This window comes from Hansschlegelia quercus (assembly GCF_004310425.1).
Taxonomy (GTDB): domain Bacteria; phylum Pseudomonadota; class Alphaproteobacteria; order Rhizobiales; family Methylopilaceae; genus Methylopila; species Methylopila quercus.
Window position 1 is genome coordinate 563273 of record NZ_SIUB01000001.1, and the last position, 22616, is coordinate 585888.

Annotated in this window: 22 protein-coding genes; 9 read left to right on the forward strand and 13 right to left on the reverse strand. The window is 66.6% G+C overall.

Features of this window, described 5'->3' with window-relative positions:
- Window positions 1-172: 172 nt before the first annotated feature.
- From EYR15_RS02700 to EYR15_RS02710, 3 genes are read left to right on the forward strand one after another with little or no spacing between them, the layout of a single operon-like run.
- Window positions 173-1912 carry a flagellar hook-basal body complex protein gene (locus tag EYR15_RS02700; protein WP_131001319.1) on the forward strand — a complete coding sequence of 580 codons (1740 nt, stop codon included), beginning with the start codon at window positions 173-175 and terminating at the stop codon, window positions 1910-1912.
- A gap of 31 nt (window positions 1913-1943) precedes the next feature.
- The gene (flgK, locus tag EYR15_RS02705; RefSeq protein ID WP_131001320.1) at window positions 1944-3776 is read left to right on the forward strand and encodes a flagellar hook-associated protein FlgK; all 1833 of its coding nucleotides are present in this window, start codon (window positions 1944-1946) and stop codon (window positions 3774-3776) included.
- A 17-nt stretch (window positions 3777-3793) separates the two neighbouring features.
- A complete protein-coding gene (locus EYR15_RS02710) occupies window positions 3794-5728 on the forward strand; it encodes a flagellin family protein (RefSeq protein ID WP_131001321.1) in 1935 nt (644 codons plus the stop codon).
- 3 nt (window positions 5729-5731) lie between these two features.
- Here the strand turns inward: EYR15_RS02710 and EYR15_RS02715 are convergent, their stop codons facing one another.
- Together EYR15_RS02715 and EYR15_RS02720 are read right to left on the reverse strand one after the other, a co-directional pair.
- Window positions 5732-6130 (reverse strand): flagellar biosynthesis repressor FlbT, encoded by a 399-nt coding sequence (locus EYR15_RS02715; protein ID WP_131001322.1) that lies wholly within the window; start codon window positions 6128-6130, stop codon window positions 5732-5734.
- Window positions 6131-6240: 110 nt separating this feature from the next.
- Window positions 6241-8019, reverse strand: a complete 1779-nt coding sequence (locus EYR15_RS02720) for a flagellin N-terminal helical domain-containing protein (RefSeq protein ID WP_131001323.1) — start codon at window positions 8017-8019, stop codon at window positions 6241-6243.
- Window positions 8020-8315: 296 nt separating this feature from the next.
- On the opposite strand from EYR15_RS02720, the gene flaF reads away from it, so the two are divergent.
- On the forward strand, window positions 8316-8675 hold the full coding sequence (flaF, locus tag EYR15_RS02725; RefSeq protein WP_131001324.1) for a flagellar biosynthesis regulator FlaF: 360 nt from the start codon (window positions 8316-8318) through the stop codon (window positions 8673-8675).
- A gap of 86 nt (window positions 8676-8761) precedes the next feature.
- Here flaF and EYR15_RS02730 read toward each other — a convergent pair whose 3' ends face one another.
- The 4 genes from EYR15_RS02730 to EYR15_RS02745 all read right to left on the reverse strand — a co-directional run bounded on the left by EYR15_RS02730 (window position 8762) and on the right by EYR15_RS02745 (window position 11258).
- Window positions 8762-9073, reverse strand: coding sequence for a hypothetical protein (locus EYR15_RS02730; protein WP_131001325.1), 312 nt, complete (start codon window positions 9071-9073; stop codon window positions 8762-8764).
- Window positions 9074-9227: 154 nt separating this feature from the next.
- Window positions 9228-9707 (reverse strand): hypothetical protein, encoded by a 480-nt coding sequence (locus EYR15_RS02735; protein WP_131001326.1) that lies wholly within the window; start codon window positions 9705-9707, stop codon window positions 9228-9230.
- Window positions 9708-9711: 4 nt separating this feature from the next.
- On the reverse strand, window positions 9712-10008 hold the full coding sequence (locus EYR15_RS02740) for a rod-binding protein (RefSeq protein WP_131001327.1): 297 nt from the start codon (window positions 10006-10008) through the stop codon (window positions 9712-9714).
- Window positions 10008-11258 carry a flagellar basal body P-ring protein FlgI gene (locus EYR15_RS02745; RefSeq protein WP_245498136.1) on the reverse strand — a complete coding sequence of 417 codons (1251 nt, stop codon included), beginning with the start codon at window positions 11256-11258 and terminating at the stop codon, window positions 10008-10010. The genes EYR15_RS02740 and EYR15_RS02745 overlap by 1 nt, the downstream gene beginning before the upstream one ends.
- Window positions 11259-11493: 235 nt before the next feature.
- Here EYR15_RS02745 and EYR15_RS02750 point away from each other — a divergent pair, with 235 nt between their 5' ends.
- Both EYR15_RS02750 and dksA read left to right on the forward strand, forming a co-directional pair.
- The gene (locus EYR15_RS02750; RefSeq protein WP_131001328.1) at window positions 11494-11901 is read left to right on the forward strand and encodes a flagellar assembly protein FliX; all 408 of its coding nucleotides are present in this window, start codon (window positions 11494-11496) and stop codon (window positions 11899-11901) included.
- A gap of 151 nt (window positions 11902-12052) precedes the next feature.
- Window positions 12053-12469 carry an RNA polymerase-binding protein DksA gene (dksA, locus tag EYR15_RS02755; RefSeq protein WP_131001329.1) on the forward strand — a complete coding sequence of 139 codons (417 nt, stop codon included), beginning with the start codon at window positions 12053-12055 and terminating at the stop codon, window positions 12467-12469.
- Window positions 12470-12602: 133 nt separating this feature from the next.
- Here the strand turns inward: dksA and EYR15_RS02760 are convergent, their stop codons facing one another.
- On the reverse strand, window positions 12603-12869 hold the full coding sequence (locus EYR15_RS02760; RefSeq protein ID WP_131001330.1) for a hypothetical protein: 267 nt from the start codon (window positions 12867-12869) through the stop codon (window positions 12603-12605).
- 119 nt (window positions 12870-12988) lie between these two features.
- On the opposite strand from EYR15_RS02760, the gene EYR15_RS02765 reads away from it, so the two are divergent.
- On the forward strand, window positions 12989-14065 hold the full coding sequence (locus EYR15_RS02765; RefSeq protein WP_131001331.1) for an ATP phosphoribosyltransferase regulatory subunit: 1077 nt from the start codon (window positions 12989-12991) through the stop codon (window positions 14063-14065).
- Window positions 14062-15060 (forward strand): ATP phosphoribosyltransferase, encoded by a 999-nt coding sequence (gene hisG, locus EYR15_RS02770; RefSeq protein WP_131001332.1) that lies wholly within the window; start codon window positions 14062-14064, stop codon window positions 15058-15060. The genes EYR15_RS02765 and hisG overlap by 4 nt, the downstream gene beginning before the upstream one ends.
- Before the next feature lie 360 nt (window positions 15061-15420).
- Here the strand turns inward: hisG and EYR15_RS02775 are convergent, their stop codons facing one another.
- Both EYR15_RS02775 and EYR15_RS02780 read right to left on the reverse strand, forming a co-directional pair.
- Window positions 15421-16311, reverse strand: a complete 891-nt coding sequence (locus EYR15_RS02775) for a dienelactone hydrolase family protein (RefSeq protein ID WP_131001333.1) — start codon at window positions 16309-16311, stop codon at window positions 15421-15423.
- Window positions 16312-16390: 79 nt separating this feature from the next.
- A complete protein-coding gene (locus tag EYR15_RS02780) occupies window positions 16391-16942 on the reverse strand; it encodes a hypothetical protein (RefSeq protein WP_131001334.1) in 552 nt (183 codons plus the stop codon).
- A gap of 190 nt (window positions 16943-17132) precedes the next feature.
- Between EYR15_RS02780 and EYR15_RS02785 the strand changes: the two genes are divergently transcribed.
- A complete protein-coding gene (locus EYR15_RS02785) occupies window positions 17133-18263 on the forward strand; it encodes a L,D-transpeptidase family protein (RefSeq protein WP_131001335.1) in 1131 nt (376 codons plus the stop codon).
- 343 nt (window positions 18264-18606) lie between these two features.
- Here the strand turns inward: EYR15_RS02785 and EYR15_RS02795 are convergent, their stop codons facing one another.
- The 4 genes from EYR15_RS02795 to groES all read right to left on the reverse strand — a co-directional run bounded on the left by EYR15_RS02795 (window position 18607) and on the right by groES (window position 22523).
- Window positions 18607-19089 carry a DUF2269 family protein gene (locus tag EYR15_RS02795; protein WP_131001606.1) on the reverse strand — a complete coding sequence of 161 codons (483 nt, stop codon included), beginning with the start codon at window positions 19087-19089 and terminating at the stop codon, window positions 18607-18609.
- 5 nt (window positions 19090-19094) lie between these two features.
- Window positions 19095-20390: an SDR family oxidoreductase gene (locus tag EYR15_RS02800; RefSeq protein ID WP_131001336.1), complete on the reverse strand. Its 1296-nt coding sequence runs from the start codon at window positions 20388-20390 to the stop codon at window positions 19095-19097.
- A 100-nt stretch (window positions 20391-20490) separates the two neighbouring features.
- Complete coding sequence (gene groL / locus EYR15_RS02805) at window positions 20491-22137, reverse strand: chaperonin GroEL (RefSeq protein ID WP_131001337.1); 1647 nt, start codon at window positions 22135-22137, stop codon at window positions 20491-20493.
- Between the two features lie 98 nt (window positions 22138-22235).
- Window positions 22236-22523, reverse strand: coding sequence for a co-chaperone GroES (groES, locus tag EYR15_RS02810; RefSeq protein WP_131001338.1), 288 nt, complete (start codon window positions 22521-22523; stop codon window positions 22236-22238).
- Window positions 22524-22616: the final 93 nt, after the last annotated feature.

Below are 22616 nucleotides of genomic sequence, written 5' to 3' on the forward strand. Positions count from 1 at the left end.
CGTGGCCCGGAAGAAATTGCCGCCCGGCGTTTTCAGCACGGCCGAAACCGGCTCGAGCGCCGGCGAATACCCTTGATTTCTGAGCGTTTTCTCAGCTGGCCCGCCATTTGCGGAGACATGCCGAACGAGCGTCGCCGAGGCGGCGCGGGGTCCAGGGTAGAGGACGACTTCGATGGGTATCTTCGACGCGCTGACGAACGCGGTCAGCGGCTTGCAGGCTCAGTCCTACGCGCTCGAGAACATCTCGGGCAACATCGCGAACTCCTCCACCATCGGGTACAAGCGGACAGAGACTTCGTTCAAGGACCTGTTTGTCGAGAGCGCGAGCGCCGGCACGCGGGCGCAGCGATCGGGCTCGGTCTTCGCCTTTTCGCGGGCGACCAACGACATCGCGGGAACGATCTCGGCCTCCGACACGGGCACGTCGCTTGCAGTCGACGGAGACGGTTATCTGCTCGTCCAGAGCTCGAATGGCTCGAACAACGGCGTGCAGCAGTTCTCGGGCCAGAATCTCTACACCAAACGCGGCGACTTCGACCTCGACAAGAACGGCAACCTCGTGAACGGCGCCGGCTATTACCTGCTCGGCCGGTCGGTCTCAAACACGGGCGTCGCATCGGCGACCCCCACCGTCATCAACGTCGCCGATTCCGACCTCTATCCAGCGGTGGCGAGCACGACCGTCACCTACAAGGCGAACCTGCCGTCCACCCCGAAGCCAGAGGACTATGTGGACGGCAACGAGAATTCGGCGCTGCTGCCGGCGTATGCGACCACGGGTCCCGTCGCCACGCCCGCCACGTTCGAGTCCACCACGCCGACCGACCTTTCGACAGATGTCGACTTCAGCGCGCTTGCCGGCGAGACCTTCTCGATCAACGGCGCGGCCATCTACACCTTCACTGGCTCCGCGACCGGGCAGAAAGCAGCTCTGAAAGCGGCTATCGAGGGAGCAAGCGGCGGCGGCGTCTATACCGCCACGTTCGACAGCGACGGCCTGTCGATCGCCGCAGCGGACGGCTCTAATTTTACGGTCGCGACCTCCGATACGTCCGTGAACACCGCGCTCGGCATCACGCCTGGCGCAACGACCGACGGCGTCCAGGCGAATGTCACGAGTGGCTTTGGCTCAACGATCACAGGCGCCGACGAGACCGCTTTCCTCGCCAAGACGGTTCCCGGCGGCAGCACCACGGTCTACGACGCCAACGGCTCGTCGAAGGAGATGGAGTTCCGCTGGGCAAAGCGCACCAACGCGGACTCGACCGCGACGCCCCCGACCAAAGACACTTGGTCGCTCTTCTACAAGACGGACTCGACTGCGACCGGGTCCGATCCGGCCTGGCTCGAAGTCGACACCAGCACGACCACGGCCGGCGTGCAGGGCTACACCTTCGAGGGCGGCGTCATGACCGTGCCCACCCCGCCGAAGACGACAATTTCTAACGTTGTCATCGACGGCTCGATCTTCGGCGACATCGCGCTCAACCACGGCAGCGGAATGACCCAGTACTCCGACAGCACAGGTCAGATATCGACGACGACCATCGTGCAGGACGGCGTTTCCGCCGGCGAACTCACCGGGCTCGCGATCAGCGACGGCGGCTCCCTCACGGCCACCTACAGCAACGGCCGCACCAAGGCGCTTTACGACATCCCGCTCGCGACCTTTCCGTCCGACAATCAGCTGAAGCATCTCGACGGCGGCGCGTACTCCGCCACGGAGGCTTCAGGTTCGCCGACCCTCATCAGCGGCGAGTCGATCGTCGGCAGCGCGCTCGAGGCCTCGAACGTCGACATCTCAGACGAGTTCACCAAGATGATCGTGACGCAGCAGGCCTATTCCGCGAACACCCGCGTCGTGTCGACCGCCAACGACATGATGCAGGAGACCCTGAGCATGATCCGCTAAGGCGGATCGGCGTTAAGCGCGGAAGTTCGTCGTGTCGACCCTCAACTCAGCCCTCAGCTCCGCGCTTTCCGGTCTTCGGACTACGCAGGCCGGGCTCGAACTCGTCTCGACGAACGTCGCCAATGCGACGACGGCCGGTTATGTCCGCAAGACGCTCACCACCACGGAGACGACGGCCGGCGGCGAGTCGAACGGCGTCAAGACGGCCGAAATCACGCGCCAGATCGACATCTACCTGCAGCGGCAACTGCGCACCGAAACCTCGGGCGCAGCCTACGCCTCCACAAAGTCCAAATATCTAGACACCCTGCAGACCACGTTCGGAACGCCGGGAAGCGCGCTGTCGCTCGACACCGCGGTCTCCAATTTCCAGACGTCGCTGGACGCGCTCGCGGCCTCCCCAGACGACGGCAGCGCCCGCTCGGCGGTTCTGGCGCAGGCCCAGGTTATGGCGCAGACGCTGAACTCCACGTCGAGCGCGGTGCAGTCGCTGCGCTCCGACGCCGACAACGGCATCGCGTCGAGCGTGGACAGCGCCAACCAGGCGCTGAAGACGATCGAGAGCCTGAGCAAGCAGATCGTCCAGGCGAAGATCAAGGGATCAAGCGCCTCCGGTCTCGAGGACATGCGCGATCAGGCGATCGACACGCTGTCCCAGCTGATCGACCTCCGCGTCGAGGACCGGGGTTCCGGCGACATCGCCATCAAGACTGGCAGCGGACTTTCGCTCTACGACGGCGGGAAAGCGTCCGAGCTCTCGTTCACGGCGGCGACGCCGATGACGCCCAGTACGACCTATCCGGGCACGCTCAGCGGCGTGATGCTCACGCGCGGCGACGGCGCGCCGACCGACCTCCTGAAGTCCAGCAATCTCCGCTCCGGCTCGATCAAGGCGCTGGCAGAGATCCGCGACCAGACCGGACCGCAGGCGCAGCGCCAGCTCGACGAGATGGCGGCGAACCTCGCGCAGACGCTCGGGACCAAGACCGTGCCGGCCGCCACGGTCGCGGGCGGCGTCGACCTGTCGACGCAAGGCGCCCAGCCGGGCGATCAGCTGAATGCGACCTATACGGTCGGCGGCGTGACGAAGACCCTGACCATCGTCAACGTCGGCGACCCCTCCAAGCTGCCGCTCTCCGACAAGGTCACCGCTGATCCCAACGACACGGTGATCGGCGTCGACTTCTCCGCGCCCGACGCCGCCGCGCAGCTTACGACCGCTCTTTCCGGCAAGGGCCTCTCGATGACGGCCGCCGCCACGGCGACCGGCTTTGCGCTGACCACCACGGATGCGACGACCACCGCCGTCACCGCCGGCCAATCGGCGATCACAGCCACCGCCCTCTCCGGCGATGGACTGGCGCTGCCGATGTTCGTCGACGGTGACGCCGGTCAGGTCTACTCGGGCAGCCTGGACGGGAGCTCGCAGATCACAGGCTTCGCTGGCCGTATCCAGGTCAACGGCGCGCTGCTCGACGATCCGACGGCGCTGACCTCCTATGCGACCGACACCACTGCGGCCGACGAGGCGCGTCCGACCTTCCTGCGCGACGCGCTGAAGGCGCAGCGCTCGTTCGGCTCGGACACGGGACTCTCCGGCACGTCCTCGTCTTACAAGGGCTCGCTCGTCCAATACGCGGCGGCGGCGATCAACTTCCAGGCTGCGGCGAGCTCCACGGCCGCCGGCGTGGCCGATGGGCAGTCGCTCGTCGTCTCCACCCTCTCGGATCGCTTCACGGCGACCTCGGGCGTCGACGTCGACGACGAGATGACGAACCTCATCACGCTCCAGACCGCCTACAGCGCCAATGCGCGCGTCATAACGGCGGTCAAGGACATGATGGATATGCTGCTCAGGATCTGAAAGGGAGGCCAGCCACAATGAGCTCGATCGGCCCCTACACCTCCATCGCCGGCTTCACGCCGAGCCTCGCGCGCGCCCTGCAGAAGAGCCAGGACTCGCTCGACGATCTCAGCATGCAGTATGCGAGCGGCAAGATCTCACAGAGCTACGCCGGATTGGGCGCCGGCCGCTCGACGTCGTTGGCCATGCGCGCGGCGCTTTCGAGCATCGCGTCCTACCAGCAGACGGCGGCGACGGTGACGACGCGCGTCAACCTGATGAACGCGTCCGTCACGCGCCTGAACGATCTCGCCGGCGAATACGCTACAATCGATTCCGGCGGCTTTCAGCTCACCTCGAGCGGCCTTACAGTCGCGCAGTCGCAGGCCGAAACCGACCTGACCGACGCGATCGCCCAGCTCAACAATCAGGTCGGCGGGCGCTACCTGTTCTCCGGGCGCTCGACGACGACGAAGCCGGTGTTGACCGCCGACCAGATCATGGCGGACAGCGGTTCGAAATCCGGCCTGCGCACCGTCATAGACCAGCGCAAGCTTGCCGATGTCGGCGCCAACGGGCTGGGCAGAATTAACGTCTCGGGCGTTACAGGCTCGACGTTCAACGTGACGGAGCAGGCCTCCGGGCCGTTCGGCTTCAAGATCTCCTCGCTCAATTCGACGCTTTCAAACGGCGTCGCCAACGGGCCCACCGCGACGCCGCCGTCCGTCACCCTCGGCCTCACCGGCCAACCGACCGCTGGCGGACAGACCAAAGTCGGCGTTCAACTGCCGGACGGCAGCGCACAGACGATCACGCTGACGGCGGTGGCCGCCTACTCCACTCCCCCGGTATCCGGGGAGTTCCTTCTCGGCGCTACGCCGGAGGACACCGCGACGAACATGCAGACGGCCTTCGGAGACGCGCTCGGCGCGTTGGGCGTCGCGGGCAACGGCGGGATCCAGGTCTCGACCTCCGACGATGGGCTGTCGTTCAAGGTGTCCGAACAGGCTTCAGGCGATGGCGGCGTCAAGCTGACGTCCGCGAACTCCACGCTGGACACGGGCGTCGCGACCGGCCCCACGGCCGCTATTCCGCCCTCCATCACGCTCGGCCTGACGGGCCAGCCTCTGGCCGGAGAGAACGTGCGCGTCGGACTGACGCTGCCCGACGGGTCGACGGAAGAAATCAAGCTCACCGCGATCGCCGCGACCTCGACCTCCGAGCCGCAGGCGGGCGAGTTCCGCATCGGCGCGACGCAGGAGGAGACCGCGCAGAACATGCAGGCGGCCTTTGGCGCCTCGCTCAGAAAGCTCGCCGACACCTCGCTCGTCGCGGCCTCGGCGATCCAGGCCGGGAACGAGTTCTTCGACTCGCCGGCAGCCGGCCAGGGGCCGGGCCGGGTCGGAGGTTTCGACGGGACCTATGCGACCGACGCCGACCGCGTCGCCGCGCTCCAGAACGCGACCTCGCTCGACACGAGCGACACCACGGACAAGACGGTCGCCTGGTATCAGGGAGACAACAGCTCGAGCGACGCCCGCAAGACCGCGGCGGCGACCATCTCGGACGGCGTCTCGGTGAGCTACGGCGCCCAGGCGAACGAGAACGGCCTGCGCGACGTCGTGAAATCGCTCGCGGTCTTCTCGTCCATGACGTTCTCCAGCAGCGACACGAACGCCAATGAGCGTTACGCCGCGCTGACCAACCGCATCTCCTCGAACCTCGGCTCTGCCGAGACGACCAAGGCGATCCAGACGATCTCCGCCGACCTTTCCACGACCACGACGTCCATCAAGTCGGCAGGCGACCGCGCCACGGCAGCGAAGGCCATGGCGGAAGACACGCTCTCCGACGTCGAGGACGCCGACAAGACCGAGGTCGCCGTAAAGCTGTCGGCGCTCCAGTCGCAGCTCGAGGCGAGCTACTCGATCGTCGCGGCGCTGAAGGACCTGAGCCTGGTCAACTTCCTCTGACGCTCATTCCAAGCCGGCGCGGCCGCCGAGGATCACGCTCTCGCGTTCGATCAGATCGCGCGCCTTGAGCAGCGCCGGATAATAGCGGCCCTCTTCCACCAGGGCCTGCAGCTCCGCGATCAGTTCGGACGAGCTCGGCGCCGCCTCGAGATAGGCCTCCACCAGGCGCGTGTAGTCCGGGATCACCTTCTCCGGATTGTCGGAGATCAGCATCGTCTGCACGGCGTAATAGATGAGCTTGGCCGGCGTGTCGGCGGTCGCAAGCGTCAGCACGTGTTTCGACCGCAGAATGGGCTCGCGCCCGCTGATCACCAGGACGGCGCGGTGCGCTCCTGCGTTTTCGATCGCCGACGAGCCGACGATGATCTGGTCGCCCGCCTTGAGCTCGATGCGAAGGCCCATGCGAGCCGCTCCCCTGCAAGAGTTTGGAAACTAAACCGCCGGAGCGGGCGAAAGAAAAGGCGGCGGAGCTTTCGCCCCGCCGCCTCTTTCCGATTTCGCGTCTGCTGCGATTAGCGCAGCAGCTGCAGGATGTTCTGCTCCTGCGAGGTCGAGATCGACAGCGAGGAGACGATCAGCGACTGGCGGGTCTGCAGGGTCGCCAGGTTCGCCGCTTCCTCGTTGGTGTCGGCGGCGGTCAGGCTGTTCGAACCGTCGTCGAGCGTGCCGATCATGGCCTTGGTGAAGTCCTGACGGGTCTGGACCACCGAGAGCTGCGAACCGAACTTCGACGACAGGCTGTCGAGGCCCGAGAGAGCGTCGTTCAGTTTGCTGACGACATCGTCGAGGTTCGAGCTGTCGAGGAACTCGTCGCCGGACAGCGCGGTAAGGCCGAGCGTGTCGAGAACGTCGGTGCCGCCGATGTCGAGCGAGGACGAGCCATCCTCGCTGAAGACGACCTTCAGGTCGTCGCCGGCAAGAAGGTTGACGCCGTTGTAGCTGGCGTCCTTGGCGAGGGTCGTGATCTGGCCGAGCAGGTCGTTGTAGTCGTTCTGATAGTTCGTGCGGGCCTTCTTGTCCGAGTCGTCGAACACCGCGCTTGAAGTCGTGCTCGCCGACGTGTCGAACACCACGCCGTTGGACGCGTCGACCGAAGAGCCAGTCGCGGTGCCGCCGATCGTCAGGTCCTTGGATTCCTGAGCGTTGATCGTCTTGATGGTCAGCTTGCCCGTAGAGTCGATGGACGCGGTCGCGCCAGCGTCCTTAAGCTGGGCGTTCAACTCGTCGAGCGTATCGACTTCATCGTCGCCGGTCCCGAACGTGATCGTCTTCGTCTCGCCGCTGCCGACCGTGACTTCAAGGGTCTGGCCGCTGAGAGCGCTGGCGGCCGAAGCGTCGTTAGAAACGCCGAGCGCCGACTCAGTCGCCGAGTCGAGATCGGTAAGGGAGATGTTGTCGCCGTTTCCGTCGGTCAGAACGAGATTGCCGGAGGCCAGCGTCGCCGTCACGCCGGTGGTGCTGGTCTGCGCATTGATCGCCGTCAAAAGGGAGTCGGTGTTGGTGCCCGACGCAATCGACGTGCCGTTGATCTTGAAGGTGTCGGTGGCGAACTGCGTCTGCACGACGTTCGTGCTCAGCGCGTTGCCGGATGCTGCGATGGAAGTCGAGCTGAAGCCCGTCAGCGAACCGGTATCGTCCACGGTGCCGGCGTTTGTGCCGTCAGAGTTCGCAAGCTTCAGCTTGCCGGTCGCGGTGTCGATAGAAGCCGTGATCTTGGTCGTCGTCGTCGCGGCGTTGATGTCGTCGACAACGTCCTGCAGGGAATCCGTTGACGTGTAAGCGTAGTTGACCGTCGTCGAGCTCGAACCATAGGTAATGTTGACCGAGCCGGAGCTGCCGATGTCCTCGTCGGCCGAGGCGAGCGTTCCGGTGCCCGTGAGCGGCGAGGAGACGCCGGCCGCGGTCGCGGTGCCCAGAAGGTTGCTCGCTGTGGCGCCAGTGATCGCGGCGCCGGCGGTGAACGAGGCCCGCGAGGAAACCGCGCTCGTTGACTGCTGAGCGGAGCGCGCGGTCGACTTCATCTGGCTGACGAGATCGGAGATCGCGGAGATGCCGTTGTCGGCCGCCTTCAAGGTCTGAACGCTGTTCGAGACCGAGTCGAGCAGGTTCGACAGGTCGCTGGAGCGGCGGTCGAGGGCCTGGGAGGTGAAGAAGTTCGAGGGATTGTCGAGCGCGCTGTTGACCTTCTTGCCCGAAGACAGACGCTCTTCGGTACGGCTCATCAGCGTGGTGGTCGACTGCAGGCTGCGCAGATTCGAACGCACCGCAGAGTTAAGGGCGATATCGGCCATGGTTTTAAGACTCCTGTCTCAAGTTGAAGCGCTTGTCCTCAGCGCGCCGACCTTTGTGACAGCAGCGGTCCTAAACGGGGGTTAATCCGATCTCATAGTTCCTGCGCTTTCTTCGATTTATTCCACGTGGTTAACAGTTTCTTGCTGAGCTGATAAAGCTTTCGGCAGATGACCGTAGCTTAGAAACTGCAGATGCTTTTCTTTGGCGCAAGTAAGGCCCTTATTAACCGTGGTTCTCCCACAAATATGCGGTCAGGCGCGACCACCGGCTGCGCACCCCGGAGAGCTTCGAGATCATGCATCACGGTGCACAGGCCTATGCGCGCACCGCGCAGCAAACCGCGAGTCCGCGCGAGCGCGACGCGCAGATTCTTCTTCGCGCCGCGGCTCGCTTCGCAGCCGCGCAGTCCGCGACGCCGTTCGACGTCGTCGGCGCCCGCGAGGCGGCCACGCTAAATCGTAAGATTTGGACGGTGTTCCTGAGCGCCGCGAGCCGGGACGACAATCCTCTCGACGCCGCGACCAAGCAGAACATTAAGAAGATCGCGCTGTTCGCGATGAATCGCAGCCTCGAGGTCGAGGTCGATCCTAAGCCGGATCTGTTGAACGCGCTGATCACCATCAACCGCAACGTTGCCGAAGGCCTTCGCGGCTGAGCGTCCAGGCTAACGACAATAACCGCGAGCCCCACGGCGCGCGGTTTCGGACGATCTGGAAGACCTGAAGCCGGATGAAGCCGGCTTCAGGCCGAGCGGGTCACCGAAGCGCCGGCGGATTCGGACGCCATGATGCCGTCGATATAGGCGCGGAGCTTCAGCCTCGCGTCGGTCGGCGTCTGCATCGTGACGGCGCCGGTCGCGACCTCGACGATCCGATAGACAAGCGCGCCGGTCGCGGCGTCCGGGGTGGTCTCGCGGCGCTGGTCGCCGTTCGAAGACGTCTGGTGATCCGAAGCCGATGAACTCGGCGCCGGCGCGACGCTCGGCTGAACCGGGACCGCGACGGTCTTCGGAACCACGTAGGGCGCCGAAACAGATCCGATTGTGGCGTCCATCTCCTCCTCCTCTTCCTCCGCGGATCGCCGCGGACGACCCGCAGACGGAATGCCAGCGGGGGCAGGCAAGACGGACTATGCGCCTCCGGCTCTTAATTCGATGTTAGGAGATGCGGTTAACGGCGGATTTCAAGCGCGTGTCGACCTCGCGCCGTCACGCGCCGCGCGAGATCGCCACCGGCGCGGGCGCCGCGGGTTTCGCGCCATAGCCCCCGCCGGCGGCATAAGTCTTCGGCGCGCCTTTCTGAGCGATCCCGTCAGCGACCCCGCGCATGAGACTTTCCGCGACGCCGCGGGCGGTGCCGAGCACTGCGAGATTCTCGTCGAGCGCCGCGCGGAACGCGACGTGCAGCCGCCGGATCTCCTCGACAGCCTCGCTCGACTGCTCGGCGACCGCGTCCGCGTTCGCGCCGAGGCCGTTCACGTCCATCATGTAGCGGCTCGAGAGCTTGCCCTTTTCTTCGTGGAGCTTGCCTGCCCGGCCATAGGCGCCGGCGCGCACGAGCTTGGTCTCCTCGACGATCACCTCGGTCAGCCGCGACATCGTCTCGATGATGCGGCCGATGCGCAGGCCCGCTTCTTCGCGCGTGATGACGGCGGGAGCGGGTTGGGGGCGGCGGCGGAAGATGGTCATGGGGTCAATGTCCCTGCTGCAACGCGATCAGTTCGCGGCGGACCTGGTCGGCGACGCCGATCCCTCCCGCCGCCGCGATGGTCTTGCCGTACTCGTCCGTCAGCATCGAGCGGTAGGCGCTGCCGGCCTCTCCGTCGCCAAGCGGGCCGTCCTCGCCCATGCCGGTGAACATGTGCTGGATCATCTGGGTGACGAACACGGCCTCGAAGTCCTGCGCGGCGGCGTCGACCTTGGCCGCCACGGCGGGGGATACCCCGTAGGTCTTCGCGGTGTTGGAGACAGCGGCAGCGATGGTCGCCATCACATCACCTCGATTTCGGCCTGAAGGGCGCCGGCGGCCTTGATGGCCTGAAGGATGGCGATCAGGTCTCGCGGGCCGACGCCGATCGCGTTCAATCCGTCGACGAGTTGGCGCAGGTTCACGCCCTCCCGAAGGATGGCGAGGCGCCGGTTCTTGTCGGTGTCGACGTTGATCTCGGTGCGCGGCGTGATCACGGTCTCGCCGTCGCTGAACGGCGCCGGCTGGCTCGCAACCGGCGACTCCGTGATCGTGACGGTCAGATTGCCTTGCGCCACCGCCACCGTCGAAACGCGCACGTCATGGCCCATCACGATGATGCCCGAGCGCTCGTCGATCACGATCTTGGCGAGCTGATCCGGCTCGACGCGCAGTTGCTCGATCTCGGTCAGCATCTGGACGATGTTGCCCTGATAGGTCTTCGGAACCTGGAGGGAGACCGTCGCCGGGTCCAGCGGCTCGGCGACGCCCTTGCCGATGAAGGCGTTTACCGCGGCGGCGATGCGCCGGGCGGTCGTAAGGTCCGGATTGCGAAGCGCAAGTCGGATAGTCGCGAGATTGTTGAGCACGAAGGGGATCTCGCGCTCGATTAGCCCGCCATTCGAGATGCGCCCCGTGGTCGGCACGCCGCGCACGACCTGGGCGGCCTCGCCCTGCGCGTTGAAGCCGATGACCGCAACGGATCCTTGCGCGACCGAATAGACCTCGCCGTCGGCGCCCATCAGCGGCGTCACGATCAGCGTGCCGCCCTGCAGGCTGGTGGCGTCGCCGAGCGCGGAGACCGTGACGTCGATGCGGGTGCCCTGTGTTCCGAAGGGCGGCAGGTTCGCGGTGACCATCACCGCCGCGACGTTCTTGGTGCGCAACGTCGCGCCGCGGGTGTTCACGCCAAGCCGCTCCAGCATCGACTGCAGGCTCTGCTTGGTGAAGGGCGCGGCGTTCAGGCTGTCGCCCGTGCCGTTCAGGCCGACGACGAGGCCGTAGCCGATGAGCTGGTTCTCGCGCACGCCCTCGATATCGGTGAGGTCCTTGATGCGAGAGGTCACGCCGCCATTCGTCGGGCCGCCGTCGTCGCCATTGCGGAACGCGCCCTTGGAGACCGAGACCGAGACATGGGCCGGGGCCGCCGCGGCCTCGATGCGCCGTTCGACCGCCCGCGACGGGTCGGCCGCCGCGGCCGGCGCGATCGGCGCGAGCAGGATTGCCGCGGAAGCCGCGACGCTCAGCAGGCGATGGGCGAGACGAACTGGCATGGACACGGACTGCTTCGGGGGACATCCCCGCACAATCGCCATGCGAAGGCCGTGCCGTCTCTCAAAAGGCCTCGGAATCCAGCGTCCGGCCTACTTCCTGCGTCGCCCTGAAACGCTTCACAGCCCGGCAGGGAAGGCGCGATACCGGCAAAATCTGCCGGGGCGTTCATGAAGCGTTAAGCATGTCGAGCAAAGGTGACGCTCACGGAAAGGGTTTCGGTGGAGACGAGGCGACATGCGGATCGATGGGCCCGGCCGGACCGTCTCGACGCCTGCGGCCGCGGCCTCGCGCGGCGGATCGAGCGGCGGGTTCACGCTCTCCGAGGCCCCCTCCTCCGAAGCGCCGCGCGCGGCCACGGCGATGCGGTCCGCCCCATCGCTCGACGCGCTGATGGCGCTGCAGGCGATGCCCGAAGATCCGCGCGAACGGCGCCGACGCGAGGTGAAGCGCGGACGCGGCCTGCTCGACGCGCTCGACGGCCTGCGGCTCGCCATGCTCGACGGCGCGCACTCTCCGGAGGCGCTTGCCGCGCTCGCCCGGAATACGGCGGAGAGGCAGCCGACGGGCGACGCCGGCCTCGATGACCTGCTGTCGGCGATCGACCTCAGGGCGCGGGTGGAGCTGGCAAAGCGCGGCCAGTGAGCCATTGCGACAATGCACGGGTTATTACGTACTCGAAATTATTCAATGATTTCAACGATTTCGTCTCGAACTCTTCGATTGTGATCGTCGCGGTACGTGGCTATATTCCGCGCCGTCCGACCCCCCGAAGCGTGCGGTGCAGAGGCTTCTCATGAGCGTCGAGTTGGCAGACGATTATAAACCTTCGGAGAGCGAGCCGTTCATGAACGAACGGCAGCGGCGCTACTTCCGCGAAAAGCTGCAGGCCTGGAAGGAAGACCTGCTGCGCGAGAGCCGCGAAACTCTCGAACACCTTCAGGACGAGAACCAGAATCATCCCGACCTCGTCGACCGCGCCTCATCGGAAACCGACCGCGCGATCGAGCTCCGCGCCCGCGACCGCCAGCGCAAGCTGATCGCCAAGATCGACTCCGCGCTCGCCCGCATCGAGGACGGCTCTTACGGCTATTGCGAGGAGACCGGCGACCCGATCTCGCTCCGCCGCCTCGACGCGCGTCCGATCGCGACCCTGTCGATCGAAGCCCAGGAGCGCCACGAACGCCGCGAGAAGGTTTATCGGGACGATTGAGATTCGCAGTCATCCCGGACGGCCATCAGGCCGATCCGGGATCGTCCTCAGGAAAAGCCCCTCCCTTCTAAGCGCGATCCCGGGCTCTCGCTGACGCTCGGCCGGGATGACGGGCTTGGTCCGCGGTTGCGGCCTAAAGCCCCCGCAGCGCTTCCGCCACCTCGCCTTCGGTCGCGAGCGCCATCGCCTTCTTCACCTTCACCGCCTCGGTCTTGCGGCCGACGCGCATGATCAGGATCACCGTTTCGGCGCCCCCGCATTCCGGGTCGCCGCAGGCGATCTCGCTGACGGTCACCGCGTCATCCTCGCCGAGGCTGAGCGCTTGGCGCGCGTAAGCCGCGATCCGGCGCGAGGCGTCAGCGCGTTCGGGGCTCTCGCGGGCTCGGAAAAGCAGGGCCATGATGGCCCTCTCTTAACCTCAACCGACGATCCCGGCGACGAAAAAGGTCGCGCGCAGGCGGGCCGCCTGCTAGACGCCGCGGCGACCCCTGCAAGAGCCTGTAAGCCTCGGCCCAAACCATGACGCTCGCCGCGATCCCGTCCGACCTGCTCGATCGCTTCGCGGCCGCCGGGTTCGCACATGTCCAGTTCGGCGTGCTGCAGCCGGCCGAGCCCTTCCTCGACGTCATGGGCGAGGAGCTCCGGCAGCGCATGTTCCTGACGTCGGACGCCGAAGGCCGTGAGATGTGCCTGCGGCCCGACTTCACGATTCCTGCCGCGCTCGCTCACATCGCCGCCGGTGATCCCGCACGCTCTGCGTCCTATGCCTATGCAGGCCCAGTCTTCCGCCACGGCGCGAATGGCGGCGAGGCCCCGCAGATCGGCGTCGAGAGTTTTGGACGCGCCGACCGGCTCGAGGCGGAGGCGGAGGTGCTTGCGCTCGCCGTCGAGACGTCGGCCGCGCTCGGCGTCGGTCGCCCAGCGATCCGCATCGGCGACCGCGCCCTTGTCGACGCCGCGATCCTCGCTCTCGACGCGCCGGTTTCGCTAAAGCGCCGCCTGAAGCGCGAAATCGCGCATGGCGGCTCGCTCGAGACGCTGGGCGCCGCGGCGCGCGGTGACGACGCGAACCACGCCGGCCTCTACGCGGCCCTGGAAGCCGCGGGTCCTGACGCTGCGCGCGGCGTGATCGAGGACGTGCTCTCTCTCGCCGGCATCTCTGCGGTCGGCGGCCGTACGCCGGGAGAGATCGCCGAACGCTTCATCGAGCGCGCCGCGAACCGTGCGATCGTGGTCTCGAACGCCGACCGGCAGAAGCTCAAGAGCGTTCTGGCGATCGACGACGCGGCGCCCCGGGCGCTCGACCGGCTGAAGACGGCTTTGGGCGGGGCGCCGCAGGTCGCAGCCTTCGAGCAGCGGCTGGCGGCCTTCGAGAAGGCAGGCCTCGCCGTCGAGGAGATGCGCTTCTCGGCCCGCATCGGCCAGAGCCTCGACTATTACGACGGTCTGGTGTTCGAGCTCGCGCGCGCTGCGGGCGGCGAACCGCTCGGCGGCGGAGGACGCTACGACGGATTGATCGCGGCGCTCGGCGCAGGGGCCTCCTCCCCCGGCGTCGGCTTCGCGCTGTGGCTCGATCGGTTCGGAGGCCGGCCGTGAGCAAGCTGATCCTCGCCGTCCCCTCCAAGGGGCGCCTTCAGGAGAACGTGCAGGCCTTCTTCGGCCGCGCGGGGCTGAACTTCGTGCAGTCCGGCGGCGCCCGGGATTATCGCGGCGCGATCGCCGACGTGCCTGATGTCGAGGTCGCCTATCTCTCCGCCTCCGATATCGCCGGCCAAATCGCGAGCGGCGCCGCCCATCTCGGCGTGACCGGCGAGGACCTGATACGAGAGACGATCCCGGACGCTGAAGCCAGAGTGAAGCTGCTGCTGCCGCTCGGATTCGGCTACGCCAATGTCGTCGTCGCGGTCCCGAAGGCCTGGATCGACGTGAGCTCCATGGCCGACCTCGACGACGTCGCCGAGGACATGCGTCGCCGTCACGGCCGAAGGCTCCGCGTCGCGACCAAATACGTAAATCTGACGCGCGGCTTCTTCGCCTGGAAGAAGGCGAGCGATACGCGCGCGGCCGGCGGCGTGTCGAACTACCGGATCGTCGAGAGCGTTGGCGCGACCGAAGGCGCTCCGGCCGCGGGCTCGGCCGACATCATCGTCGACATCACCACGACCGGCGCGACGCTCTCGGCCAACGGCCTCAAGGTTCTGGACGACGGGATCATGCTGAAGAGCCAGGCTCAGCTGGTCGCGAGCCTCGGCGCCGACTGGAGCGAGGAAGCCCGCAACGCCGTCCGCACGATTCTGACGCGGATCGCGGCGGAGGCGCGCGCCCGCGGCGTCCGCGAGGTTCGCGCACTAATCGACACGCGGGTGGAGCGGCTGATTGTGGAGCTCGGCGCCCGCTTCGACGCCCGCGCGCCGTTCGGTCCGCCGCAGCCCGGCCAGCCGCTGACGCTGCATGCGCCGAAGCGCGCGGTGTTCGATCTCGTCGGCGCGCTGTCAGCCGCTGGTGCCGGCTCGATCACCGTCTCGACGCTCGAAGACGTGTTCGAACCGTCGCCGCCGCTGGTCGAAGAGCTGTTCCGGTCTTTGGTCTGAATACGCCCCCATCCCGGATCGGCAAGAGCCGTCTGAGATCGTGCGCCGCGTGAAGCGCTTTATCCTGATGACGATCCCGGATCTCGGCTAACGCTGTGGTTGGGATGACACCCAACGCCTATCGCGACATGGCCACAGGACGCAGGCGAAGCCTCACGTGTCGTGTCTGTCGTCAGATTTAAGGGGCTGAAAAAATGAAAAGGCGGAACCGCCTCGGGGGGTAGCGGTTCCGCCTTACTAAGGCTTGCCAGTCGGGGGGAGCTGGCCGCCTCGTCATAAAAGCTCGTAAAGAGCTTCCGAGCATAGAACGTCGCTTCAGGCGCGCGGTTCCGCCGGTTTCAAATTTTTCTGGAAGTTTTTTCAGCGCGTCGGCGGCACGGCTCCGCCGAGGTTCTGCTCCAGGAAAGCGATGGTTCGGTCCCATGCCAGCGCCGCCGCCTTACGGTCGTAGCGCGCAGGGTTCGTGTCGTTGTTGAAAGCGTGATCAGCGCCCTCGTAAAGGTACAGCTCGTACGGCTTTTCCGCGTCCTTCAGCGCCTTCTCGAAGACGGGGACTCCGGCGTTGGTGCGCTCATCGAGCCCGGCATAGTGCAGCAGCAGCGGCGCTTGCACCTTCTCCGCCTCCTCCGCCGAAAGCGGCTCGCCGTAATAGGCGACGGCGGCCTTCAGGTCGGCGGACGCGACCGCAAGGCGGTTCGCCATGCCTCCGCCCCAGCAGAAGCCGACCGCGCCGACCGCTCCGTTCGACTCCGGATGCTTCGCAAGGACCGGCAAGGCCGCAGCAAGCATGCCAACCGCCTTGGCGGGTTCGAGCGCGCCGATCATCTCGCGCGCCTTGTCCTCGTCTGCCGGCGTGCCGCCTTGCGGCGACAGGAGGTCGACGCCAAAGGCAAGGAAGCCGGAGACCGCAAGGCGGCGCGTCACGTCCTCGATATGCGGGTTGAGGCCGCGGTTCTCGTGGATCACCAGCACGACGGGGCGCTTGGGATAGCCCTTGCCGCGCGCCAGCAATCCAGTCACGCGGCCTTCGGGACTGTCGTAGCCGATCGTCTCGGTCAGCAGTCGCCGATCGTCCGGCGCGACGATCGCAGCCCTGGCGTAGTCGTTCGCAAGCGTCGAGAGCAGCACGCTCGCCGCGCCGGCCGAGCCGGCGAGCCCGATCAGCCGTCGGAAGAACGTGCGCCGGCCGATCTCGCCATGGGTGTAGCGGTCATAAAGCGCGATCGCCTGTCTGTCGGGCTTGGTCGTCATCGGTGGTCCCTGCGCGGGCTTTGCGCCCGGGCGCGACCCTACACTGCGGCGCAGGCCATGCGCCACGGCAGCGTTGCCTTCATCGCGGTGGGGAGACGCCCCTGGCGATGGCCTCGAATTCCGGCTTGCGGGCGGCGAAGCTCGCCTTTTCGCCGACGCAGACGACCGTCGTGCGGCCCTTCGGCGTGTCGATCAGCACGAGGTAGGAACGGACTTCCGATGCGCGCGGTTCGCCTTCGACCGGCTTGAAGTCGGCAACCACGGCGGCTCCGGCGACGCCGCCCTGCTCAAAGGGCTCGATGCTCGCTACGTCGTAGCGCAGCGCGAGCGTGGCGCGGATCAGCTCGGTCCACTCCTTCTTCTGGGTGAAGGCGTTGATCTCCTCCTGCGGCAGCTCGGCGTTCTGCGGAGCGGCCTGGAAGGCGATCTTGCAGCCGACCTCCGACTCCTCGCCCTTCTGCACGGCGAACACTGCGGCGTAGCGCGGATCGGCCTCGGCGACGGTCGCGAGGTAGCCGTCCGGAGGCTGAACGCTGAGCCCGGTCGCCTCGTCGCGCAGCGGTTCGGCGGCCTGCGCCGGGAAGACGGCGAGCGCAAGGGCAACGGCCCCGCATAGACTTCTCGCGTTCATCCGGCCGACGCTCCACTCAATCCCATACGCTAACGCACACAACGCCCCGATGATCCGACCGCGGCGACGTTACCGTGCGCAGGCCCCTATCCCTAGGGAATGCTGCAATTAAGATAAATGGCGGCGACGGAGCCTCTGAGGCTTTCGCGCGTTTCTTGGCCGGGGCGTCGCGCGTATGAGGCCAATGGCTATGAAGTTCGTATCTGCGGCGCTGGTCGCCGCCGCCGTTTCCTGGAGCGCGGTCTCCCTCGCGCAGCCCGCTCCGCCGCAATCGCCCCCTCCAGCCGAACTCACCGAACAGGCGATCGACGCCGCTGATTTCGACGGTTGGCGCGCCCGCGAGGACGGCAGGGCAAAGGCGGACGCCGACCGGAAGGCGGCCGAACAGGCCATTCGCGACGCCAAGAAGAAGCGCGACAAGAAGACCGCGCACGATCGGCTCGCCGCCCTGCCGAAGCCGCAGGATGCGCCGGACCCCTTCATGATCCGCACGCAGATCCTGCTCGACCGGGCGCACGCTTCGCCTGGCGCGATCGATGGCCGCTATGGCGACAACATGCGCCGCGCAATCCGGGCTTTCCGCGAGATGCGCAAGCTGCCGGAAGGCGACCAGCTCGATCCCGAGACATGGGCGGCGCTGAGCGCCGATCAGGGCAAAGCCATGAAGGTCTACGAGGTCACGAAAGAAGACGAGGACGCCGAATACCTCCACGGGCCCGTCCCAACGGACTACGCCAAGCTCGCAAAACTCAAATGGATCGCCTATCGCGACGCGGCCGAGATGCTCGCGGAACGCTTCCACCTCGACGAGGGCCTGCTGCGCCGGCTGAATTCCGACGTTGATTTCGACAAGGCCGGCTCAAGGATCCTCGTCCCGGAAACCGGCGCCGATCCGGCGCAAGACCGCCGCGTAGTTCGCATCCTCGTCGACAAGAACGAAAACGAGGTTCGCGCCTTCGATAAGGACGGCGGGCTCGTTCTGGCCGCGCCGGCCACCGTCGGCTCCGGCGACACGCCCTCCCCCGAGGGCCAGACCAAGGTGACGAAGGCTTATCTGAACCCGGTCTACGTCTACGACCCCAAGAAGAACTTCCAGCAGGGCAAGAACACGAAGAAGCTCAACCTCAAGCCCGGGCCGAACGGCCCGGTCGGCAGCATGTGGATCGACCTGGAGAAGCCGACCTACGGCATCCACGGGGCGCCCGAGCCGTCCAAGATCGGCAAGACCGAAAGCCACGGCTGCGTGCGGCTAACGAACTGGGACGCCGAGACGTTGGGCAAGCTGGTCGAGCCGAAGAAGACGGTCGTGGAATTTCAGTAGGCCGCGACCGGGGCTCTCACCGTCCTCGTCGGAATCGTGCGACGTCGGAACTGCGCCGTCTGTTCGCGCAGGAGATCGGCGCGCCCCTTAGCCGCTAGCGGCCGTGGATGCGCATGCGTCGCGCGATCGAGGCGATCGTCGCGGGCGGTAATTTCACGAGCGCGGCTCACGAGGCGGGCTTCGCCGACCAGGCCCGTCTCGCCCAAGACTTTCGCCGCACCTTCGGAGCGCCGTCGTCGAAAAGCCTGACAGGATTATGGCGCTAGGCCAGACCGCGACTGGTCGAACCGAACAGAGCGACGATCGGGTCAAGGTGAGCCGCATGATCCGAGACGGCGGAAGATCAGGCGTCGATCCCCGGAATTGCGGGTCGGGCGATCATCAGCCACAGGATGATCGCGATGAAGATGAATGCCGGGACGCCGCAGGCGAACCACAGCCGGAAGAGTCGCCCGTAAAGCGGCGGGAGCGGCGCGCCTGAGGCCGCCGCGTCCCGCGCGAGGTCCCGCATCTGGGCCTGCATCCAGACAACGGGCAACCAGAGGACGCCCGTCGCTACGTAAAGCCCGAGCGAGACGGCGATCCAGCCGGTCGTCAGCGGCCACCCGACCGCATGAGCCAGCGCAGCGCCGGTGACCGGCTGCAGCACGATGGCCGTCGCCGTGAAGACCATATCGGCGACGACCACCGTCCCCGCGACATGCGCGACGAGCCGGGCGTCCCCTGTGCGATGCGCCATCAGCATGAAGAAGGCGATGCCGGACCCCGTGCCGATAAGAACGGTTGCGCCGAGCACGTGCAGCCAGCGCAACGCGTCGAGGAAAATCGGGCTCACCGCTCCTCCTCGATTGCGAGCGCGACCAGCGCGAGCAGAGCTACGGCAAAAGCCTTCAGCAGAGGACCTAGCGGATCGAGCCAGAGATCCGGCGCGAACAGCGTCGCGCCCGCGAGGTAGAGCGCCGTCACCGCGATCATTCCCCAGGCGGCGGCGACGTGCGTGCGCCTGACGAGGATCGCGGCTCCCAGCGCGAGGTCGATCAGCGCGCCGAGCAGGGCTGCGCTGGTGGCGAACGAGCCGTTCGCTCCGCGGGACAGCAGAACTTCGGCCGCCTCGTGGAGCCGCATGAGGCCGATAGCCCCCGACGCCATCCAGAACAGGGCGAGCGTAACGGTAATGGCAGGCTTCAGCAGGAACAGGCGACCGAACCAGCGTTCCTGGACGGTCGACGGCAGCCGGCGCAACGTGGTTGCGAGGCTCTGGACCGGCCGTCCTCCAGCAGCGCGCCACGGGTCGGGATCGCCTCTGACGCCGGCCTCGATCTCCAGCAGCGCGGCCGTGCGCATCGGCGGCCTCCAGCCGAGCCGGCCTGCGAGATCTCCGATGTCGAACAGCAGACGTCCTAGCCAGCGCGGAGCGCGGAGCGCCCTCGCTGGCGGCCGGCCGAGAGCCGCCCGCAAGGCTGCGACGACGGCGTCGAGCGAATGCGCCTCGTCCTCCACGAGGTCATAGGCCCGGCAGGACGCGACGCGGCCGGCGAGCGCCGCGTGCACGGCCTCCGCCACCTCCTCGACCGCGATCGTCTGGATCAGCGCATCGCCGGCAATGACTGGTGCGACCAAGGGGAAGTTCGCAAGCCCGCGAAGCAGCGCCGTTCCCCCATAGGCGGCGGGGCCGATCACGAGGCCGGGGCGCAGAATCGTCCAGTCCAGCCGGGAGGCGGCAAGCGCAGCGTCCGCCTCGCCCTTGGTGCGCATGAAGCGCGTCGCCGCGTCCGGCCGCGCGCCGACGGCGGAAATCTGAACGAAGCGCCGGACCGCGGCGGCTTCAGCGGCTGCGTAGAGAGCCGTCATGGCGTCGCGCTGCACGGCTGCGACATCGTCCCGCGCGCCGTCCTGCAGCGCGCCGGCGCAGTTCACGACGGCGTCGACGCCATCGAGGAAGGGCGTCCAGTCGTTCGGACGGAGCAAAGTCGCGATGTCCGCGCGCCGCCATGCGATCTCGGGGCGCAAACGTCGGGCGACCTTGATCGAACGACCGAGCCCTACGACGTCCCAACCGGCGTCGATCAGCCGGTCCGCGACGGCCGAACCGATCAGTCCATAGGCCCCGAGCACAAGCGCGCGCATATCCGCCTCTCCGCGCCTCCCGCTAGCACAGAGAGGCTAAAGAAAAAGGCCCCGGATCGCTCCGAGGCCTTCGCTATTCTTAGACGTTGAGAGGCTTGGATCAGAAATCCATGCCGCCCATGCCGCCGCCGCCCATGCCGCCCGGCATGCCGCCGCCGCTGTCCTTCTTCGGCAGCTCGGCCACCATCGCCTCGGTGGTGATGAGCAGAGCCGCGACCGAGGCCGCGTCCTGAAGCGCCGTGCGCACGACCTTGGTCGGATCGACGATGCCGGCCTGGATCATGTCGACATACTCTTCCGTCTGGGCGTTGAAGCCCGACGTCGCGTTATCGTTCTCGAGCAGCTTGCCGACGACGATCGAGCCTTCGACGCCCGCGTTGGACGCGATCTGACGGATCGGAGCCTCGAGCGCCTTCAGGACGATGTTGATGCCGGCCTGGATGTCGGCGTTCGGGGACTTGATGTCCCGGATCGCGGTCTTGGCGCGCAGCAGCGCCACGCCGCCGCCCGGAACGATGCCTTCCTCGACCGCCGCGCGGGTGGCGTTGAGGGCGTCGTCGATGCGGTCCTTCTTCTCCTTGACCTCGACCTCGGTCGCGCCGCCGACGCGGATGACCGCGACGCCGCCAGCGAGCTTGGCGAGACGCTCCTGGAGCTTCTCGCGGTCGTAGTCGGAGGTGGTCTCTTCGATCTGGGCCTTGATCTGAGCGACGCGGCCCTCGATCGCGTCCTTGGCGCCGGAGCCGTCGACGATCGTGGTCTTCTCCTTCTCGAGCGTCACCTTCTTGGCGCGGCCGAGCATGTCGAGGGTCACGTTCTCGAGCTTGATGCCGAGGTCCTCGGAAATCACCTGCCCGTTGGTCAGGATCGCGATGTCCTCGAGCATCGCCTTGCGGCGATCGCCGAAGCCCGGCGCCTTGACGGCCGCGACCTTCAGGCCGCCGCGGAGCTTGTTGACGACGAGAGTGGCGAGAGCCTCGCCCTCGATGTCTTCGGCGATGATGACGAGCGGCTTGCCCGACTGCACGACCGACTCGAGAACGGGAAGGATCGCCTGCAGGCCGGAGAGCTTCTTCTCGTGGATGAGGATGTAGGGGTCCTCGAGGTCCGCGATCATCTTCTCGGCATTGGTGATGAAGTACGGCGAGAGGTAGCCGCGGTCGAACTGCATGCCTTCGACGACTTCGAGCTCGGTCTCGAGGCTCTTGGCCTCCTCGACCGTGATAACGCCCTCGTTGCCGACCTTCTGCATGGCGTGGGCGATCATGTCGCCGACTTCCTTGTCGCCGTTCGCCGAGATGGTGCCGACCTGGGCGACCTCGTCGGAGGAAGCGATCTTCTTGGACGACGCCTTGAGGTGCTCGATGACCTTGGCGACCGCCTGATCGACGCCGCGCTTGAGATCCATCGGGTTCATGCCGGCGGCGACATACTTGGCGCCTTCCTTCACGATCGCCTGGGCGAGCACGGTGGCGGTGGTGGTGCCGTCGCCGGCGAGGTCGTTGGTCTTCGAGGCCACTTCGCGCACCATCTGGGCGCCCATGTTCTCGAACTTGTCCTCGAGCTCGATCTCCTTGGCGACGGTGACGCCGTCCTTGGTGATACGCGGAGCGCCGAAGGACTTCTCGATCACGACGTTACGACCCTTCGGGCCGAGCGTGACCTTCACCGCGTTGGCGAGGATGTCGACGCCGCGCAGCATCTTCTCGCGCGCGTCGGCGGAGAAACGTACCTCTTTAGCTGCCATGTTCAGTTGCTCCTCATGAGCGTTATCGGAAAACGCCGGCTCTCAAGCGCGATCGGGGGGACTGCGCGGCGCCGACGGAAATAAGGTTCAGGACAAAATCAGGCGATCACGCCCATGATGTCCGACTCCTTCATGATCAGCAGCTCTTCGCTGTCAATCTTGACCTCGGTGCCGGACCACTTGCCGAACAGGATCTTGTCGCCGGCCTTGACGTCGAGGGCGACGATCTTGCCGCTCTCGTCACGGGCGCCGGGGCCGACGGCGACCACTTCGCCTTCCTGCGGCTTTTCCTTGGCGGTGTCGGGGATGATGATGCCGCCCTTCGACTTCTCTTCGGCGGTCAGGCGGCGGACGACCACACGGTCGTGCAGCGGACGGAAGTTCATGGGGTCTGATCCTCTTACGCGTAGACGGCGTTGCTTCGCGTTGAAATTTCGTCGCGACGGCGCTTGTCGCACCGCACTGTTAGCACTCATCGG

What these genes read in the sequence shown, in the direction of transcription:
- EYR15_RS02700 (WP_131001319.1), top strand. Translation starts at nt 173, where the DNA reads ATGGGTATCTTCGACGCGCTGACGAACGCGGTCAGCGGCTTGCAGGCT.
- EYR15_RS02710 (WP_131001321.1), top strand. Translation starts at nt 3,794, where the DNA reads ATGAGCTCGATCGGCCCCTACACCTCCATCGCCGGCTTCACGCCGAGC.
- EYR15_RS02715 (WP_131001322.1), bottom strand. Translation starts at nt 6,130, where the DNA reads ATGGGCCTTCGCATCGAGCTCAAGGCGGGCGACCAGATCATCGTCGGC.
- EYR15_RS02720 (WP_131001323.1), bottom strand. Translation starts at nt 8,019, where the DNA reads ATGGCCGATATCGCCCTTAACTCTGCGGTGCGTTCGAATCTGCGCAGC.
- flaF (WP_131001324.1), top strand. Translation starts at nt 8,316, where the DNA reads ATGCATCACGGTGCACAGGCCTATGCGCGCACCGCGCAGCAAACCGCG.
- EYR15_RS02730 (WP_131001325.1), bottom strand. Translation starts at nt 9,073, where the DNA reads ATGGACGCCACAATCGGATCTGTTTCGGCGCCCTACGTGGTTCCGAAG.
- EYR15_RS02735 (WP_131001326.1), bottom strand. Translation starts at nt 9,707, where the DNA reads ATGACCATCTTCCGCCGCCGCCCCCAACCCGCTCCCGCCGTCATCACG.
- EYR15_RS02740 (WP_131001327.1), bottom strand. Translation starts at nt 10,008, where the DNA reads ATGGCGACCATCGCTGCCGCTGTCTCCAACACCGCGAAGACCTACGGG.
- EYR15_RS02745 (WP_245498136.1), bottom strand. Translation starts at nt 11,258, where the DNA reads ATGCCAGTTCGTCTCGCCCATCGCCTGCTGAGCGTCGCGGCTTCCGCG.
- EYR15_RS02750 (WP_131001328.1), top strand. Translation starts at nt 11,494, where the DNA reads ATGCGGATCGATGGGCCCGGCCGGACCGTCTCGACGCCTGCGGCCGCG.
- dksA (WP_131001329.1), top strand. Translation starts at nt 12,053, where the DNA reads ATGAGCGTCGAGTTGGCAGACGATTATAAACCTTCGGAGAGCGAGCCG.
- EYR15_RS02760 (WP_131001330.1), bottom strand. Translation starts at nt 12,869, where the DNA reads ATGGCCCTGCTTTTCCGAGCCCGCGAGAGCCCCGAACGCGCTGACGCC.
- EYR15_RS02765 (WP_131001331.1), top strand. Translation starts at nt 12,989, where the DNA reads ATGACGCTCGCCGCGATCCCGTCCGACCTGCTCGATCGCTTCGCGGCC.
- EYR15_RS02775 (WP_131001333.1), bottom strand. Translation starts at nt 16,311, where the DNA reads ATGACGACCAAGCCCGACAGACAGGCGATCGCGCTTTATGACCGCTAC.
- EYR15_RS02780 (WP_131001334.1), bottom strand. Translation starts at nt 16,942, where the DNA reads ATGAACGCGAGAAGTCTATGCGGGGCCGTTGCCCTTGCGCTCGCCGTC.
- EYR15_RS02785 (WP_131001335.1), top strand. Translation starts at nt 17,133, where the DNA reads ATGAAGTTCGTATCTGCGGCGCTGGTCGCCGCCGCCGTTTCCTGGAGC.
- EYR15_RS02800 (WP_131001336.1), bottom strand. Translation starts at nt 20,390, where the DNA reads ATGCGCGCGCTTGTGCTCGGGGCCTATGGACTGATCGGTTCGGCCGTC.
- groL (WP_131001337.1), bottom strand. Translation starts at nt 22,137, where the DNA reads ATGGCAGCTAAAGAGGTACGTTTCTCCGCCGACGCGCGCGAGAAGATG.
- groES (WP_131001338.1), bottom strand. Translation starts at nt 22,523, where the DNA reads ATGAACTTCCGTCCGCTGCACGACCGTGTGGTCGTCCGCCGCCTGACC.